The 17035-nt window shown below is 42.8% G+C and carries 11 protein-coding genes; 5 read left to right on the top strand and 6 right to left on the bottom strand.

The annotated features are described in order from the left end of the window. Nucleotides 1-18: 18 nt before the first annotated feature. Nucleotides 19-1989: a 2',3'-cyclic-nucleotide 2'-phosphodiesterase gene (gene cpdB / locus CKV74_RS03420; protein WP_095176744.1), complete on the bottom strand. Its 1971-nt coding sequence runs from the start codon at nt 1987-1989 to the stop codon at nt 19-21. A gap of 201 nt (nt 1990-2190) precedes the next feature. Here cpdB and ansB point away from each other — a divergent pair, with 201 nt between their 5' ends. The 4 genes from ansB to pdxH all read left to right on the top strand — a co-directional run bounded on the left by ansB (nt 2191) and on the right by pdxH (nt 6178). Then, the gene (gene ansB, locus CKV74_RS03410; RefSeq protein WP_007242350.1) at nt 2191-3240 is read left to right on the top strand and encodes an L-asparaginase 2; all 1050 of its coding nucleotides are present in this window, start codon (nt 2191-2193) and stop codon (nt 3238-3240) included. A 154-nt stretch (nt 3241-3394) separates the two neighbouring features. Next, complete coding sequence (locus CKV74_RS03405; RefSeq protein ID WP_007242457.1) at nt 3395-4696, top strand: anaerobic C4-dicarboxylate transporter; 1302 nt, start codon at nt 3395-3397, stop codon at nt 4694-4696. 105 nt (nt 4697-4801) lie between these two features. Further along, nucleotides 4802-5446 carry a hypothetical protein gene (locus CKV74_RS03400; protein WP_007242359.1) on the top strand — a complete coding sequence of 215 codons (645 nt, stop codon included), beginning with the start codon at nt 4802-4804 and terminating at the stop codon, nt 5444-5446. Between the two features lie 99 nt (nt 5447-5545). Continuing rightward, the gene (pdxH, locus tag CKV74_RS03395; protein WP_095176743.1) at nt 5546-6178 is read left to right on the top strand and encodes a pyridoxamine 5'-phosphate oxidase; all 633 of its coding nucleotides are present in this window, start codon (nt 5546-5548) and stop codon (nt 6176-6178) included. A 73-nt stretch (nt 6179-6251) separates the two neighbouring features. Here the strand turns inward: pdxH and purT are convergent, their stop codons facing one another. The 4 genes from purT to CKV74_RS03375 all read right to left on the bottom strand — a co-directional run bounded on the left by purT (nt 6252) and on the right by CKV74_RS03375 (nt 9417). Then, nucleotides 6252-7433: a formate-dependent phosphoribosylglycinamide formyltransferase gene (gene purT / locus CKV74_RS03390; protein WP_095176742.1), complete on the bottom strand. Its 1182-nt coding sequence runs from the start codon at nt 7431-7433 to the stop codon at nt 6252-6254. A gap of 9 nt (nt 7434-7442) precedes the next feature. Next, nucleotides 7443-7946 (bottom strand): S-ribosylhomocysteine lyase, encoded by a 504-nt coding sequence (luxS, locus tag CKV74_RS03385; protein ID WP_007242500.1) that lies wholly within the window; start codon nt 7944-7946, stop codon nt 7443-7445. Nucleotides 7947-8288: 342 nt separating this feature from the next. Next, nucleotides 8289-8771, bottom strand: coding sequence for a YqaA family protein (locus CKV74_RS03380; RefSeq protein WP_007242405.1), 483 nt, complete (start codon nt 8769-8771; stop codon nt 8289-8291). A gap of 46 nt (nt 8772-8817) precedes the next feature. After that, nucleotides 8818-9417 (bottom strand): beta-phosphoglucomutase family hydrolase, encoded by a 600-nt coding sequence (locus CKV74_RS03375; RefSeq protein WP_095176741.1) that lies wholly within the window; start codon nt 9415-9417, stop codon nt 8818-8820. Between the two features lie 161 nt (nt 9418-9578). Here CKV74_RS03375 and gyrB point away from each other — a divergent pair, with 161 nt between their 5' ends. Continuing rightward, on the top strand, nt 9579-12005 hold the full coding sequence (gyrB, locus tag CKV74_RS03370) for a DNA topoisomerase (ATP-hydrolyzing) subunit B (RefSeq protein WP_095176740.1): 2427 nt from the start codon (nt 9579-9581) through the stop codon (nt 12003-12005). A 187-nt stretch (nt 12006-12192) separates the two neighbouring features. Here gyrB and CKV74_RS03365 read toward each other — a convergent pair whose 3' ends face one another. Continuing rightward, the gene (locus tag CKV74_RS03365) at nt 12193-16647 is read right to left on the bottom strand and encodes a S6 family peptidase (protein WP_095176739.1); all 4455 of its coding nucleotides are present in this window, start codon (nt 16645-16647) and stop codon (nt 12193-12195) included. Between the last annotated feature and the right edge of the window lie 388 nt (nt 16648-17035).

Genomic DNA, 17035 nt, shown 5'->3' with positions numbered 1-17035 from the left:
AAAAGATATCAGTAGAAATTATTTCGATAAATCAATTTGATATATCGCAAAGCCAACTTCATCGGTGCCGACTTTCTTCATTGGATATTGTGCATTGTCTTGAATAAATTTCGCCGCTTGTTCGCTTGGCGAGGTTTCAAAACGCACGTCTAATTTATCGTTACCTTTAATCGGTGCAAAACGCCAGTTTTTATCCGCGCTAGGGTTTACATGGCCATTTTTTTCGCTTTCTGCTTTGATGTAATCGGCAAGAATTTGGCGGTTTTCATCAGGAGAAGCGTAAACAATATGCGCATCGCCAGTGCCTGGGAATTTATTACCGTAAGCACGATAGTTGTTAGTCGCAATTAAGAATTCTGCTTTTGGATCAACTGGTTTACCTTGGTAAGTTAAATTCACCACACGGTGTGAGTTCGGGTTAATCAATTTACATTCGCCGTCATAACGTGCTGGTTGAGTGAGATCGAATTCATAGTTTACGCCGTCAATTACATCGTAGTTATAAGTACGGAAACCTTCCCAATCAAGTAAAGATTGTGGTTTGTCGCTTGCAGGATCGATTTGTTTGAACATACCTGCGCTACATTCTAACCATTCTTTCAGCTCTTCACCGGTTGCTTTCACCACAACTAATGTGTTTGGATAGAGGTATAAATCTGCTGCGTTACGGAACGTTAATTCACCTTTGTTAACTTCAGTATAGCCTGTTGGGTCATTTTTACGTCCACCCGCTTTAAATGGTGCGCCTGCACTTAAAATTGGTAAGCCAGCCATTGCCGCAACACTTGGTGCTACTTTTTCAACGTAAGCTTTTTGTGCTTGGTTCACAATTTGAATCGTTGGGTCATCTTGCACTAAGGCTAAGTAGCTGTACATGTTATCAGTGGCTTTACCGATTGGCTGTGCCACGAATTCGCGGGTTGCTTCATGCACTGGTTTTAACAATGTAGCCAATTCAGCATCGCTTTCCGCGGTCGCTTTTTTGTTTTCTGCATCGTAAATTGGACGAAGTACTGCTTTACCATCAGCCACTAACCATTTTCCATTGTGTTGAGCAAGGGTTAAGTCAATTACGCTGATGTTGTTTGCCCAATAGCCCGCCATACTTTCCGGAATGCCTTTTACCGTACCTTTAGCTATATCGGCATTTGGTGATTTCGCGAATTCTTTGTTAGGGAATAAGCGATGGGAGTGGCCAAAGATAACTGCATCAATGTGCGGAACATCTGCAAGATAGAATGCTGAGTTTTCTGCACCTTCTTGATATGGCTCATCAGATGGGCCAGTGTGCGCAAGTGCCACAATAATATCTGCGCCTTTTTGTTTCATTTCTGGCACATATTTTTGTGCGGTTTTCACGATATCGCGCGTTTCAACTTTGCCTTGTAAATTTGCTTTATCCCACACCATAATTTGTGGTGGCACAAAACCGATATAACCGATGTTTAGTTTATGTGTTTTACCTTGGCTATCCACCACTTCTTTGGTTTGAATCACATAAGGCGTGAAATAAGGTTCTGCTGTACCGGCTTTTACCACGTTGGCATTAATCATTGGGAATTTTGCCTGTTTAATGACATCGGCCAAATAACCCAAACCATAGTTAAATTCGTGGTTACCCAAAGTTCCCACATCGTAATGCATTGCGTTTAAGCAATCTATCGCCGGATTTGGCTTACCTTCTTTATAGCCTTTTGCTGCTTGGTAGTCAGCTATTGGATTACCTTGAATTAAATCACCGTTATCAACTAATACGCTGTTTTTTACTTCTTGACGAGCCTGACGGATTAAATTTGCCGCACGAGTAAAACCGAATTTTTCGGTTGGTGCATCTTTGTAGTAATCGAAGTCAGTTAAAAAACTGTGAATATCGGTTGTTGCAACAATACGTAAATCGACTTGTGTGTCGCTTTTCGCAAAAGCAAAACGGCTAGCACTTAACGCTAAAATACTGGTGGCGCCAAGTTGAATAAAATTTCGTCTGTTCATGTTCATTCTCCGGTTGGTAAAACGGCAGTATTTTAAGACAAATAGCAATAAAAATCGTCCGTCTTTTGATGCTTGGCGAAAGGCTCAACAATTGATTTTAAAAAATGTGATCCTGATCATACTTGTTGTGAATCAGTATTTATTCTACTTTAAAATAGTTAGAAGATACTGGGCGTTATTTTCACATCAAGGAGACAAACGATGAAATTACAGAAATTGGCATTATCCGTGATCTTAGGCTTAGGCATGGCAACCGCTAATGCTGCAGAGTTACCAAACATCACTATTTTAGCCACCGGTGGCACTATTGCCGGCAGCGGTGAAACAGCGGTATCCTCGGCTTATAAAGCTGGTGCTTTAGGTGTGGATACGCTAATTGAGGCTGTACCAGAAATCAAACAAATTGCCAATGTAAAGGGCGAGCAAATCGTTAAAATTGGCTCACAGGATATGAATGATGAAGTTTGGTTAAAATTAGCCAAAGCCATCAATGCACAATGTAAAAATACTGATGGCTTTGTAATTACTCATGGTACAGATACCATGGAAGAAACCGCCTACTTCTTAGATCTCACCGCTAAATGTGAAAAACCGATTGTATTAGTTGGGGCAATGCGCCCGGCTACTGAAAAAAGTGCCGATGGTCCATTAAATCTCTATAATGCTGTCGTTGTTGCAACTGACAAAAAATCAGCTGGCCGCGGGGTATTGGTTGCGATGAATGACGAAGTATTAGGCGCTCGTGATGTTACCAAAATGAGTACCACGGCAGTACAAACCTTCCATTCACCGAATTTTGGTACCTTAGGTTATGTACATAACAGTAAAGTAGATTACGAACGTGCTCCGGAAAGCAAACATACCGTGAATACGCCATTTAATGTTGATAAATTAGATGCGTTACCAAAAGTCGGTATTGTTTATGCTTATTCCAATGCACCTACCGAGCCACTTAAAGCCTTATTGGATGCAGGTTATCAAGGTATCGTTTCAGCCGGGGTTGGCAATGGTAACGTCAATGCAGGTAACTTTGAATTATTAGCCAATGCTGCGAAAAACGGAGTCGCTGTAGTTCGTTCTTCCCGTGTACCAACCGGTTATACTACCCGTGATGCGGAAGTCGATGATTCCCAATATGGTTTCGTTGCTTCAGGTACACTTAATCCGCAAAAAGCACGGGTATTGTTGCAATTAGCACTCACCCAAACCAAAGACCCGAAAGTCATCCAACAATATTTCGAAGATTTCTAAACAAAACATTGTGGCCGTTCCTTGGAACGGCCCTTTCTTCGACTGAATCACAGGTTTGCCTAGTGGTTTTTTGATCTAAGTTATAGCGGGGCTAAGCCTTTATTGGTAGTATAGCCACGGTATTGAAAACCAATAATAAATTTAGGAGAAAATTATGATTTGGATTCAACTGTTAGTGGTCCTATTTTTCATTTACCTAGGGGCCAGATTAGGCGGAATCGGTATCGGTTTTATGGGGGGTATGGGTGTTGTAGCACTTTCCCTATTAGGCTTAAAACCGGGTGCAATTCCTTTCGATGTTATTTCGGTCATCATGTCTGTAATTATGGCTATCGCCGCAATGCAGGTTGCCGGTGGTATGGATTTCTTAGTTAAAGTTGCTGAGCGCATTTTGCGTAAAAATCCAAAACACATCACCTTCTTAGCGCCGACCGTCACTTATTTTATGACCGTATTGGCCGGTACCGGACACACTGCGTTCTCAACCCTTCCGGTAATTGCCGAAGTCGCTAAAGAACAAGGTATCCGTCCTTCCCGTCCATTATCCATCGCAGTTATTGCTTCACAAATCGCGATTACCGCTTCACCAATTTCCGCTGCAGTGGTATTCCTTTCCACCTCATTGGAGCAACATTTCGGTTTAAGCTACTTACAATTACTCGGTATTTGGATCCCAACCACTTATGTGGCCTGTATGATTACAGCCGTGTTCTGTAACTTCTTAGGCAAAGAATTGAAAGACGATCCTGTTTACCAAGAGCGCTTAGCTAAAGGTTTAATCACCATGCGCGGTGAAATGAAAATCGAAATTAAACCTTATGCAAAACGTTCCGTTGGGATCTTTATCGCCGCCATCGTGGTAGTTATGCTTTATGCAACAGCTATCAGTAAAACCGTGGGTTTAATCGAAAATCCAATTCTTTCCCGTGATAATGCGATCATTTCTTTCATGTTGGCAACTGCCGCTATCATCACTTTATCTTGTAAAGTCGATACGGGTAACATCACTAACGCGGCAACCTTCAAATCCGGTATGTCCGCGGTTATTTGTGTGTTAGGCGTAGCTTGGTTAGGTAATACCTTCGTTGAAGGCCATATCAATGAAATCAAAGAAGTGGCTTCTGAATTCTTGACTAAATACCCTTGGAGCTTGGCTGTTATCTTATTCTTTGCTAGTACCTTGCTTTACTCTCAAGCAGCTACCGCCAAAGCCCTTTATCCGACCGCCTTATTGTTGGGTGTTTCTCCGGAAGCAGCAGTGGCAGCCTTCGCAGCGGTTTCTGCATTGTTTATCCTACCAACCTACCCAACTCTAATTGCCGCGGTTGAAATGGATGACACTGGTTCCACTCGTATTGGTAAATATGTATTCAACCACCCATTCTTGATTCCGGGTATTATTGCTATCAGCTTGTCTGTGGCTCTTGGTTTCTTTGTGGCAGGTTTAGTACTCTAATTTTAAGACTTACGCAAAACCATCCCTTTGGGGATGGTTTTTTTATGGCGAACTAAATCCACTATAATCACTCTAACAAAGACTTTTAAACCAGAAGGAAAACAGATGAAATTCACAACCCTACTTAAAAGCACCTTTCTTGCCCTACTGGCTTATGCACCATTTAGCCAAGCGGCAGTGGATTACAACATTAAATACAGTTCAAATTATTTAATGCCGGCCTACGTGCACTTTAAAGCTACCGGCAGTCAATATTCGGTAAATGCAAAAATTAATATTCCGCTGTACAACATTATTTTTGCTTCACGCGGTGCACAAACTGCCGACCAATTCAAAATGGTGAATTATCAAGACTCCCGCAACGGCAAACTTTATGCCACCGCTAAAATTTCACCAAATAGCATTGAATTTGGTAAAGTCAAAGACAGTCTGAAAACCGAAGAACTCAAACTACCAACCTTCGATTTATTTACCATGGCTTTCCAATTAAGCTATTACGATAAATTACCGAACAGCTTTCAAATCACCAACGGTAAAAAACTTTACCCAATGGAAAACGTGCACGTAAATAAATCACAGGCTGAAGTCGTTAACAATGGTCAAAAAATCACCGAAATTACCTATACCTTCAAAACCGGGGATAAAGACATTTTGGTGCGTAAGTATGTTGGTGAACAGTTCCCGCGCTACATTAAATACACGCGTGATGGCGATAATTACGAGCTCACCTTTGATGCTTTTGAGCCCTAATTTGATTTTTAAACCAACCCTAATAAAATCAATGACTTAGAGTTTATTTTTAAGAAAACTCTTCAAATTAAAGGGGCGTTGCATAGCAGGAGTTAGCAGATGGATTTACATAATATTCGTGAAGATTACAGTAAACAGTCGCTTTCCAAAGAGGATTGCGCTGCAGATCCCTTGACACAATTCGAACAATGGCTGCAGGAAGCCATCAAGGCGCAAGTGAATGAACCAACTGCGGTGAATGTTGCGACGGTGAATGAAGATGGCCGCCCAAGCAGTCGAATTGTGTTGCTCAAGGAAGTAAATGCGCAGGGATTTGTTTTTTTCACCAATTATCACAGCCGTAAAGGCCGCGCCATTGGCCATCAGCCTTTTGTGGCAATGACTTTTTTCTGGCCGGAATTGGAACGTCAAGTGCGGATTGAAGGCCGAGCACAAAAATTGCCGGAAGCTGAATCTGATACCTACTTTGCTTCGCGACCCTACACTAGCCGCATTGGCGCTTGGGCCAGCCACCAAAGTGAAGTTATTGAAAGCCATAAAGCTTTACTCGCCAGGGCTGCGCTGATTGCTGCCAAACATCCATTAAATGTGCCTCGCCCCCCACACTGGGGCGGTTACCTGGTTATCCCCGATCGCGTTGAATTTTGGCAAGGTCGCCCAAGCCGTCTGCATGATCGCATTTGCTATCAACTTCAGGATAACCAGTGGATTAAAGAACGACTATCGCCCTAAGCAATGCTAAATAATAAAAAAGGCATACTTTCAACAAGTATGCCTTTCTTCTATATGGAATATATGGAAAATTTTATAATTTCACCTCTAACTTCGCATAAGCACGAGCCACTTTTTCCAATGCTTTTTCCACGGAAATATCACGAGCGAGTAGCACACCTAAACGACGATGGCCATTGACTTCGCCTTTACCAAAAATGCGAATATTAGTATGCGGTTCAGCCAACACCTCTGCAATATTACCAAATTGTACGTTTTGCGATTGGCCTTCTACCACAATCGCTTTTGAGGCAGATGGACTAATGAGGGTAATTTCAGGAATGGGTAAGCCTAAAATCGCACGGGCGTGTAAGGCGAATTCGGATAATTCTTGAGAAATTAGCGTCACCATGCCGGTATCGTGTGGGCGTGGGGAGACTTCATTGAAGATAACATCATCACCACATACAAACATTTCCACCCCGAAAATACCGCGACCACCTAATGCGGTAGTAATTTTTTCTGCCACCTCTTGTGCTTTCTTCAAAGCGACATCAGACATGGCTTGTGGTTGCCAAGATTCGCGATAGTCGCCATCTTCTTGACGGTGGCCAATTGGCGCTAAGAAGCTGGTGCCGTTGATATGGCGAACGGTGAGTAAGGTGATTTCATAATCGAATTTAACAAACCCTTCTACAATCACGCGTCCCGCACCTGCGCGACCACCTTGTTGGGCATAATCCCAGGCTTTTTGTAAATCATCTTTAGATTTCAAAATACTTTGACCATGACCGGATGAAGACATAATCGGTTTCACTACGCAAGGAATACCGATTTTTTCAACCGCACTTTGGAAGTCAGCAAAGTTATCGACAAATTGATAAGGTGAGGTTGGTAAGCCAAGCTCTTCGGCAGCTAAACGGCGAATGCCTTCGCGATTCATCGTCAGCTTGGTGGCTTTGGCGGTAGGAACAACATTAAAACCGGCTTGTTCTAGTTCAATCAGCGTATCGGTGGCGATGGCTTCCACTTCCGGCACGATGTAATCAGGGTGCTCTTTTTCCACTAAGGCTTTAAGTGCTGCACCATCTAGCATAGAAATCGTATAAGCACGATGTGCGACTTGTTGTGCCGGAGCGTTTTCATAACGATCGACGGCAATTACTTCCACGCCTAAACGTTGTAATTCAATCACCACCTCTTTGCCTAATTCACCGGAACCAAGCATCATCACTTTGATGGCGTTCGGAGTTAATGCTGTACCTAGGGTTGTCATGTTGTGTCCTTATTTTAAGAAAGATTCATCAAGTGCTAAATCGTCATTTTTATTAATCCCCACACCGCGAGCAATCACATTTTTAACAATATCATGTGCTTCTTCTAAAGAATGCTCGGTGTAAGTACCACATTGGTATTCATTTAGTTCAGGAATTTGATTTTGATCTTGTACAGTTAAAATATCTTTCATGGAGGCTAACCATGCATCAGCGACTTGTTGTTCCTTTGGCGTACCTATTAATGACATGTAAAAACCTGTACGACAGCCCATTGGCGAAATATCGATGATTTCTACACTATCATTATTTAAATGGTCGCGCATAAAACCTGCAAATAAATGCTCTAAGGTATGAATTCCTTTAGGTGGTAGGATTTCTTTGTTGGGAATGCAAAAACGCAAGTCGAAAACGGTGATGTTATCGCCCTTTGGCGTACGCATAGTCTTGGCAACGCGCACGGCAGGGGCGTTCATACGAGTGTGATCCACTTTAAAACTATCGAGCAATGGCATATTAATTTCCTTTAAAATCAGTGTGTTGTAAATTGATTGCAAATTTTTGTAAATTTTTTTACATATTTTTACAATTTCTTTGAACTTTTCTTTTTCGTGCTAGTCTTATGAGGCAAGCAACTTGCAGTTGTTTTAATAAAATTGGTTCCTTAGGTTATTTGCCCTTCTTCTTGAAGGGCTTTTTTTTAGAATTTTTTCTATTTTTTAGAAAAAATTTGAACTTTTCTTGTTAGAGCTAGTCTCATAGGGCAAGCAACTTGCAGTTGTTTTAATAAAATTGGTTCCTTAGGTTATTCGCCCTTCTTCTTGAAGGGCTTTTTTTTGCTCATAATTAATTCAACATCATAAAAAAGGGAAAGTAATCAATAATAAAGCAATATAACGCAAAGTCTTACCAAGAAATATCAGTATTCCAGCATACAATCCATTCAATCTTAACCAACCGGCCATTGCACAAAGCGCATCACCGACTACCGGCAACCAACTCAATAGCAACATCCAAATGCCAAATCGCTGCAGCTTTTCAATTGCCCAAGCAAAGGATCGCTTTTCAGTACTCAGGGAAGGAGCCGGAAGCAAACGACCAAGCCAGTAGGTGGTCAGGCCACCTAAAGTATTTCCCACCGCAGCCATCATCAACAATTCCAATAAATCGCCATTCCAAAAACTACCGTCTATCACTTTCGGCGTCACTAAAGCAATAAAAACGACCTCTGAATTACCAGGAAGCACTGTTGCACTCAGAAAGGCAGCAACAAACATCAGCCATAAACTATGTTGCGCCGCTAAGGTTTGCCAAAAATCAAAGGAAAATATATCCCACATTAAAATTTAATATGCGTAACTAAGCAATGGATAAGTCTGGTCATCATTATGCCTTAATAATTTCTTGTGTTCTTACATCAAACACATCCATACCGGCACTTAATCCGGCCTGCACGCCGAGATCTGCATCTTCAAATACAATACAACGGGTAGGCTCTACCTTAGCAAGTTCAGCACAACGTAAAAAGGTCTCCGGATGAGGTTTGTGGTGTGCGACATCATCCGCACTCACAATCGCATCAAAGTAATGCCCAATATCGAGTTTCTGCATCAACATATTGATCATCTGACGATGGGATCCCGAACCTAAAGCTATTGGTTTTTGTTGATGATAATGACGAACGATATCAAATGTTGGTAGTAATTTAGATTCCTTCGGAAGCAGCTCGTAAGATAATTTACGTTTAGCCAACACCACTTCATCCAAATGCTGCTGTGGCATACCGGCCTCCTGCATAATTGCAGCAGCGATAGTTCGCACCGTGGCACCGCCTAAATCATACATAATTTGGCTATTAAACCGGTAACCAAACTGTTCTCCCACCAAGCCCCACGCACGCGCATGTACCGGCATGGTATCAATCAGTGTACCGTCCATATCAAAAATTAATCCTGCATATCCGTCTAGAATGGTCTTTTCAAACATAATTTATTTCCTCAAATTTGCGCTATTGTGCATTAAATTGGCAGACTCCGAAAGCGAAATGACAAAAAAGCAATGCAAACCGCCCTTACTTTTGGTTCGCTAAAGCGCCCATCTTTTGCTATAATTCGCGCACTTTTGAGTATAAAAAACAGAGAGAAAATATGTCAGAGACTCCGGTTACCGAAAATGCTTATGGCGCATCCAGTATTAAAGTTTTGAAAGGTCTTGATGCGGTTCGTAAACGTCCGGGAATGTATATCGGTGATACCGATGATGGAACGGGTTTGCACCACATGGTGTTTGAGGTCGTAGATAACGCTATCGACGAAGCCCTTGCCGGCCATTGTTCCGATATTATCGTTACGATTCATGACGACAATTCCGTTTCCGTGCAAGATGACGGTCGCGGTATTCCGGTCGATATTCACCCTGAAGAAGGCGTTTCGGCGGCACAGGTTATCATGACCGTATTGCATGCCGGTGGTAAATTTGATGATAACTCCTATAAAGTCTCCGGCGGTTTACATGGCGTGGGTGTTTCCGTAGTGAATGCGCTATCCGATAAATTACAGCTAACTATTCGCCGTCAAGGTCACGTGCATGAACAAATCTATCACTTGGGTGAACCGGAAGCACCGCTTGCGGTAATTGGTGACACCGAGGCGACCGGTACTACCGTACGTTTCTGGCCAAGTTCAGAAATCTTCGCTGTTACCACCTTCGATTATAAAATCCTTGCCAAACGCCTCCGGGAATTGTCGTTCCTAAATTCCGGTGTATCTATCCGCCTAATCGATAAACGTGATGGTACCGAGGATCATTTCCACTACGAGGGGGGAATTCAAGCCTTCGTGGAATATCTCAACAAAAACAAAAACCCGATCCATCCTAAACCATTCTATTTTTCCGGTGAAAAAGATGGCATTGGTGTAGAAGTTGCTCTGCAATGGAATGATGGTGTCAATGAAAACGTTTATTGCTTTACCAATAATATTCCACAACGTGATGGTGGTACCCACTTGGCCGGTTTCCGCGGTGCTTTAACCCGTAGCCTGAACAGCTATATGGAAACTGAAGGGTTGCTTAAAAAAGAAAAAATTACCACCTCTGGTGATGATGCCCGTGAAGGCTTGGTTGCTATCGTTTCGGTAAAAGTGCCAGATCCAAAATTCTCGTCACAAACAAAAGATAAATTAGTCTCCTCCGAAGTAAAAGGTGCGGTGGAATCGGCAATGAATGAACGGATGCAGGAATACCTATTGGAAAATCCGGCCGATGCGAAAATCATCGTGAACCAAATTATCACTGCAGCCCGAGCTCGTGAAGCGGCCCGTAAAGCGCGTGAAATGACCCGCCGCAAAGGCGCATTGGACATCGCCGGCCTACCGGGAAAATTAGCCGATTGCCAAGAAAAAGATCCTGCGCTCTCCGAACTTTACTTGGTGGAGGGTGACTCTGCGGGCGGTAGTGCAAAATCCGGACGGGATCGAAAAACCCAAGCAATTTTGCCGTTAAAAGGGAAAATTCTAAACGTAGAAAAAGCCCGTTTTGACAAAATGTTATCCTCACAAGAGGTTGGCACTTTGATCACTGCCCTTGGTTGCGGTATTGGTCGTGATGAATACAACCCAGACAAACTGCGTTATCACCACATCATTATCATGACCGATGCGGACGTCGATGGTGCGCACATCCGTACCCTGTTATTGACCTTCTTCTATCGTCAAATGCCGGAGCTTATCGAACGCGGTTACGTCTATATCGCACAACCGCCATTGTATAAAGTGAAAAAAGGCAAACAGGAGCGTTATATCAAAGATAACGATGAGATGGTGCAATATGAATTAATGCTTGCCTTGGACGGCGCGAGTTTGCATATCAGTGCTGATGCACCGGCTATGAATGATTTAGCCTTCGAAAAATTGGTTGCTGAATATAATGCGGTACAAAAACTCATTCACCGTTTAAGCCGTTATTATCCAGAGCCGTTATTACAAGGTTTAGTATATCAAGCGCCATTAAATGTTGAATTAATGCGTCAGGAAAGTGCCGTGGCCGACTGGGCAAATGCCTTTGTGGCTTACCTCGGTGAAAAAGAAACTAACGCCAATTTATATTCCGCCAGAACCCAATTCAACGCGGAACGTCAACTTTATGAAGCGGTGATCACCGTACGCAAACACGGTATCGATACCGATTACTTCCTGAATTTCGACTTCATCAGCGGTAACGAATTCGCCAAAATTATGGCTTTTGGTAGCCAAATCAACGGATTGTTAGAAGCTGGCGCCTACGTTACCCGTGGAGAAAAAGTTCAACCAGTTGGGAGTTTCGAACAAGCGGTTGAATGGTTGATGAAAGAATCCCGTCGTGGCTTGGAAATCCAACGCTATAAAGGGTTGGGCGAAATGAATGCGGAGCAACTTTGGGAAACCACTATGGATCCAAGTACCCGTAACATGTTGAAAGTATCGATTAAGGATGCCGTGGCCGCCGATCAATTATTCACGACCCTCATGGGCGATGAAGTGGAACCACGTCGTGAATTTATCGAACTCAACGCATTACGCGCGAATTTAGATATTTAATTCTAGCCAACAAAAAAGCCGCATGACTAAATAATGCGGCTTTTTATTTTTATTGTGATAGCTCTTTCAGGCCTTTATCAACGCCCTCAGGAAAAACAAAGTTTTTCTAAAAACCAAACGTAAGTCATTGATTTTATTAGAGGTGTTTTAAAAATGGGCATTAACGCCGGTCAATGCCCCTTCTGTCTTACCAAGTGTAGCCGAGTTTAACTGCAGCATAGCGTTGACGGGTGATATCAGAACCTTTCAGCATGCCAACTTGAGCACTTAACTGCCATTGATTCCATTGTGCGCCAACCCCAACTTCGTGGCTGAAATAGCGCCCGAATTGTTGTTGCAATGCCACATTATTCACCGCTAATGCACCATCTACGGCCATTTTACGTTGACGAGCATCGTTATAGTAGCTGGCAATGCTTGGAGTCAATTTGAAGCCCCCCAAATCAAGGGTTTTACTTAATTGTAATCCCGCATGATAGGTCATCAAATTCAGCGCACGACTTTCAATATTTGCTTCCGATAAACGGTAGTTCGCTTTTGACATGCGATAGTAACGTGCGCCTACCGATGGTTGAATATTCACCCAACCTTGCCATTGATAGCCAACATTCGCACCCACGCTAAAAATATTACGGTGGAAGACGTTGCTTTGACCATCAAAGTCGATGGTGTTACGGCTACGGCCATAACCAAGATCAAGACTGCCAAACAATCCGTTATCCCAATGACCTTTCACATAACCATTTAAGCTGAGCAAACGACCTTTACCGCTGACATTCTCATCAAAACGGTTGGATGCATGGGAATGAGACAATACTGCACCGACTTGAACATTGTCATTAACCTCTTGTGCCACACCGATTTGTGTGAGTGTTAAGGTTTGTTTATATGGGCGATAGAAATCGGAATGATAATTTTGCTTGGTCGATTCTGTATTCACCCAAACATTGGACTTGTCTTGGCTTAACAAGTGACGATCCAGGTTACGTCCGATTTGTAACGCGGCATTCACGTTAGCCGACATTTCGGATAGTGCCGTATTAGAGTAACGACTGATTAACGCGGCTTGTACCGGCATACTCACCGAGTTGGCTTGGGCGGCTAGGAATTGCTCAATTTCAGCCAAGCTTGAATAGGCTTTGTGCAAATTTGCCAATACAGCTTGTGCCGCTTGTTCTACCGCTTTCTCTGCATCACCAATCGCTAGTGGGTTGCCTTGACTATTCGCTACGTTAAGCGCCTGATCGGCAGCCTCCAATTGGCTAACTGCCGCATCTAAGGCCTCCTCAAAGGAGCTGGCATCGCCCGGGCCGGCCAATTTTGCAACTTTACGGCAAATCTCATCATTTAACCCTTGAGCAGCACACAATTCACGCGCCTTCGCAATGCTGGCCGCATAGTTATTGTTGCCATGACCTGCCATTTCTTGGCGCAAGCTGTTTTGTTGTTCAGTCAAACCGCTGATTTCCTGACGTAATTTAGTCACCAAGGCCATCGCACTATCCTGCGAGCTTTGTGAAGCTGCTGCTTTGTCCTTAGCAGTAGCCAACTTGCTGTTTTGTTGACTTAAATTAGCCTGTAATTGATTGTATTGACTATACAACCAATTACGTCTTGCAGTACGTTTGTGGTTAATATTGTTGTATTCATTCACCACCTTACGTAATTTGGCATCGGTTTGATTAATGCTATTTTGCAAACGGGTAATTTCCGCATTATTTGCATTATGCTCTCTTTTCGCCCGTTCATACTGCGCATTCAAGCTATTCAACTCACGTTGTTTTTCCTGAATTTCCTTACGCACAGCCTCAAACTCAGCCTTACTTTCCTGCTGACTACGTTGCGGCAATTGATTGTTGTGTAATTCCGCATCACGTAATGGGTTGTAAAGGCGATAATCGTTATTGTTGTTCGCTAAAATATAACGATAAGCCCCTAAATCCACATAGCCATTTTCCAAGGCAAAGCGCACGCTTTCTTGGCGTTGTTGCGGATTATTCAATTTCACCAAACTTAATGGGCTAACTTCGTTCGGTTCAAGACCAGTATTTTTCACCGTAAGTAAGAATGCACCACTAGCTAAGCCATTGACTACGATATTATCGCCTCGATGCGCAGCCACATTGGTCAAGAAACGGAAATGTCCGGAACCGGATAAATTGCCATTAACCGTCAGTTGGTTGAAATCCACATGACCTTTGTAATTATTGGCAACTTCATCATAGCGGGCATTGAGGGTTACCTGACTACCGGCCGCAAGAGCTAAATGACCCACTTGGCTTGCGCCGGTTAGAGTCCATTGGGCTTGCGGTTTTAAATTCACCCGAGTGTTATCGTCCGCATGAATTTGTCCATGTAAATGAGCTTTGCCTAATTGTAATTGGCTTTGGCCTTGAAGATTTACATTACCTTTCACTTGGGTGGTCGGCAATTGATTAAATACACCATCGCTCAAAGAAGCATTATTTTCGCAACGGGTTTCTCCACTATGGCTTGAACGATAACAATTTTTCGATTCACCACGCACAAAGCCTAATTTCACTTGACCTTGTTCCTTGGCATTAAAGTTACCGTTTAATTGAGTCACGTTACGGCCGCTTTCCAACACACCATTGCCGTTAACATTAAATTCGCGGGCACTAAATTGACGATCCGTCCATTCGTTTTCACGAATCACTTCGCGATTTTGCAAATAGTCGTAAGCATGTTCTACCGGAGTACCGGCAAGTACCATGTGGCCATTGGCAACACTCAAATTGCCGTTTAAATTCGCACCACCATTTAGCAATAATAAATTATTTGAATTGCTTGGATTGAAGGTGACATTCAAGGCACCATTCGGACGATTAGCATCGGTTTCGCCAAAACTACCACTGAATGTTGCCAATGCGTGAGCGGCACTGAGTTTTTTAATTGCTTCAGCTTTATCGCTACTTAAGAATTCCCAATCATTGCTGGAATTTTGATCAAGTGGGAAAAACTGATTTGGATTACCGTTTGGTTTCAAGCGGAAATAATCGGTACGGTTATTTCTATGGGTATTCACATACTCATAAATTCCCAATGCAGTCTGTGGTTTTTTACTCCAATTTACCCATTCTAATTCGTTTTCAGTTAACTCTTTTCCAATGGTAACGGAAGCTGCTTGATTGCGGTTATGGTTGACAATTTTGGCACCCTCATCAGCATTCTGAATGTAATTGAAGTTCAAGGCATTACCATTCAGATCCAAACGTCCACCACGGAAACCAAAGTAAATATTATTCGGATTAACCTGTTTATCATTGGCTAGCACGACTGTACCACGACCGCTGGTGATACCCACTTGATTGAAGGCTTGTTGCTGACCGTTTTCAGCTTTTTGATCCAAAATTACGGTACCTTCCCCCACGCTAATATCGCCAAGGTTTTTGCCTTTCCCATTTACCAATAAAGTACCAGTCCCTAATTTAGAGAGACGGTCACCTTGTGGATTTTTAACCTGCCAGTCAACGGTTTTATTAGCGTTAACCACCACACCTGCGCCAGTCCAAGTATCATTGTTATTCTCGGCACGCACGGTCATATTGTTGTTGAAATAAAGTGCGCCGGCTCCTTGATTAATAGTGTTTTGTAAAACGATTTCACTGCCATCTACACCGCTAAAGTGTGCACTTTTACCGTTGGCAAGAGACGGGCGATCGGTATTGGTATCCAGATGTTTTTTCGCCGGATCCGCTAATTTTAATTTTGAACTTGAAGCACCATCGCCTTTCCAGTAAATCGTTTGGGCACGAATAGGAAAATCAATTTCATCATCTTTAATGGCATTTGCCATATATATGTTTTGAGCAACCGTATAATCATTGCGGGAATCGTTCTCGCCGTAATAAGTGGCCAAATTACCCGCCAATTTCCAACGCTTTTCCCACGCATCATAGACAAACAACGGGGAGCCACTATCTCCTGGTAGGGCATAGGTTGATAATCCATCATTAAAGAGATTGCCATCAAATTGTGCTTTGGAAATGTCGGAACTCACCGGACGCATCGGGGTACCGCCAATTAAATACTGGTAGAAACTGGCTACATCACGGTTTTGTCCATATTGATTACGGGATTTTTGAAGACCGGAGCCAACACGCACGAAATACGGATAACGCGCTTTATCTAAAAACGCATTTTGACGGGACTCTACCGTATTCACCGCAATTGGTGCCACTTCGGTAACCAGTTTATGTAAACGTGGCGTTTGGAAATCCAATCCTGGGTGGTTATTTTGCTCAACTACTAAATAATCGAAGTGATGATTGTCCGGATTATTGCTATCTGCACCATATTGCACCTCGCCATAATAGCCGCTGATGTGTCTAACACTAGAAACATATTGCGGGTGAAACAGGGTGGCAATACCTTGACGACGGTTGGTAACCGCAAGATCCGGCATTGGTACATTCGGTAACATCGTACCGACATACTGTCCTTGATTGTTATAAATACCAATATTGCTCGCACCAACGCGGAAAATACCTTTGTTTTCGGCAAAGTCACGGAAATACTGATAATCGACATTGTTACGCACGATTGAGGCCTGCGCGGAAGCGCAAATTACAGAAACTGCGAGTGCAGCCAAGGAAGGCTTTAAGAGATTAAGTCCTTTCATTTGTTTATTACCTTAGAGATTAAAATTTATTTTTATTGCCGATAGTGTCAGCCTAAAGGCCGCCTTCGACTTTTATAATTATGCTTATGTTGTTTTTCAGGCATTTTGCCGATAAAACGAAAAAGCCGCCCAAACAACTTAAGCAGCCTTGGCATTATTGCGCATTTAACCGCCGACAGCAAATAAAAAATAAAGATAAGTAACTGATCCCAAAAAGAAAAAATACCCACAATGAAAATAAAAATAATTCTTAAGAAGGTCAGGAATCGCAATCCTGATGGTGTAGGAATGGTGTCACTTAAGCAGAACTGTGACTGGAGTGAGAAAAAATAGGCTGATTTTTGGATTTTTAAACCAACCCTAATAAAATCAATAACTTAGGGTTGAT

This window comes from Haemophilus pittmaniae (genome assembly GCF_900186995.1).
In the GTDB taxonomy this organism is placed as follows: Bacteria; Pseudomonadota; Gammaproteobacteria; order Enterobacterales; family Pasteurellaceae; genus Haemophilus_D; species Haemophilus_D pittmaniae.
This window is presented reverse-complemented; position numbering and strand designations above follow the sequence as displayed.

Bases quoted from the DNA above. Each gene is read 5' to 3' on its own strand.
- cpdB (WP_095176744.1), bottom strand. From the start codon at position 1,989: ATGAACAGACGAAATTTTATTCAACTTGGCGCCACCAGTATTTTAGCG.
- ansB (WP_007242350.1), top strand. From the start codon at position 2,191: ATGAAATTACAGAAATTGGCATTATCCGTGATCTTAGGCTTAGGCATG.
- CKV74_RS03405 (WP_007242457.1), top strand. From the start codon at position 3,395: ATGATTTGGATTCAACTGTTAGTGGTCCTATTTTTCATTTACCTAGGG.
- CKV74_RS03400 (WP_007242359.1), top strand. From the start codon at position 4,802: ATGAAATTCACAACCCTACTTAAAAGCACCTTTCTTGCCCTACTGGCT.
- pdxH (WP_095176743.1), top strand. From the start codon at position 5,546: ATGGATTTACATAATATTCGTGAAGATTACAGTAAACAGTCGCTTTCC.
- purT (WP_095176742.1), bottom strand. From the start codon at position 7,433: ATGACAACCCTAGGTACAGCATTAACTCCGAACGCCATCAAAGTGATG.
- luxS (WP_007242500.1), bottom strand. From the start codon at position 7,946: ATGCCATTGCTCGATAGTTTTAAAGTGGATCACACTCGTATGAACGCC.
- CKV74_RS03380 (WP_007242405.1), bottom strand. From the start codon at position 8,771: ATGTGGGATATATTTTCCTTTGATTTTTGGCAAACCTTAGCGGCGCAA.
- CKV74_RS03375 (WP_095176741.1), bottom strand. From the start codon at position 9,417: ATGTTTGAAAAGACCATTCTAGACGGATATGCAGGATTAATTTTTGAT.
- gyrB (WP_095176740.1), top strand. From the start codon at position 9,579: ATGTCAGAGACTCCGGTTACCGAAAATGCTTATGGCGCATCCAGTATT.
- CKV74_RS03365 (WP_095176739.1), bottom strand. From the start codon at position 16,647: ATGAAAGGACTTAATCTCTTAAAGCCTTCCTTGGCTGCACTCGCAGTT.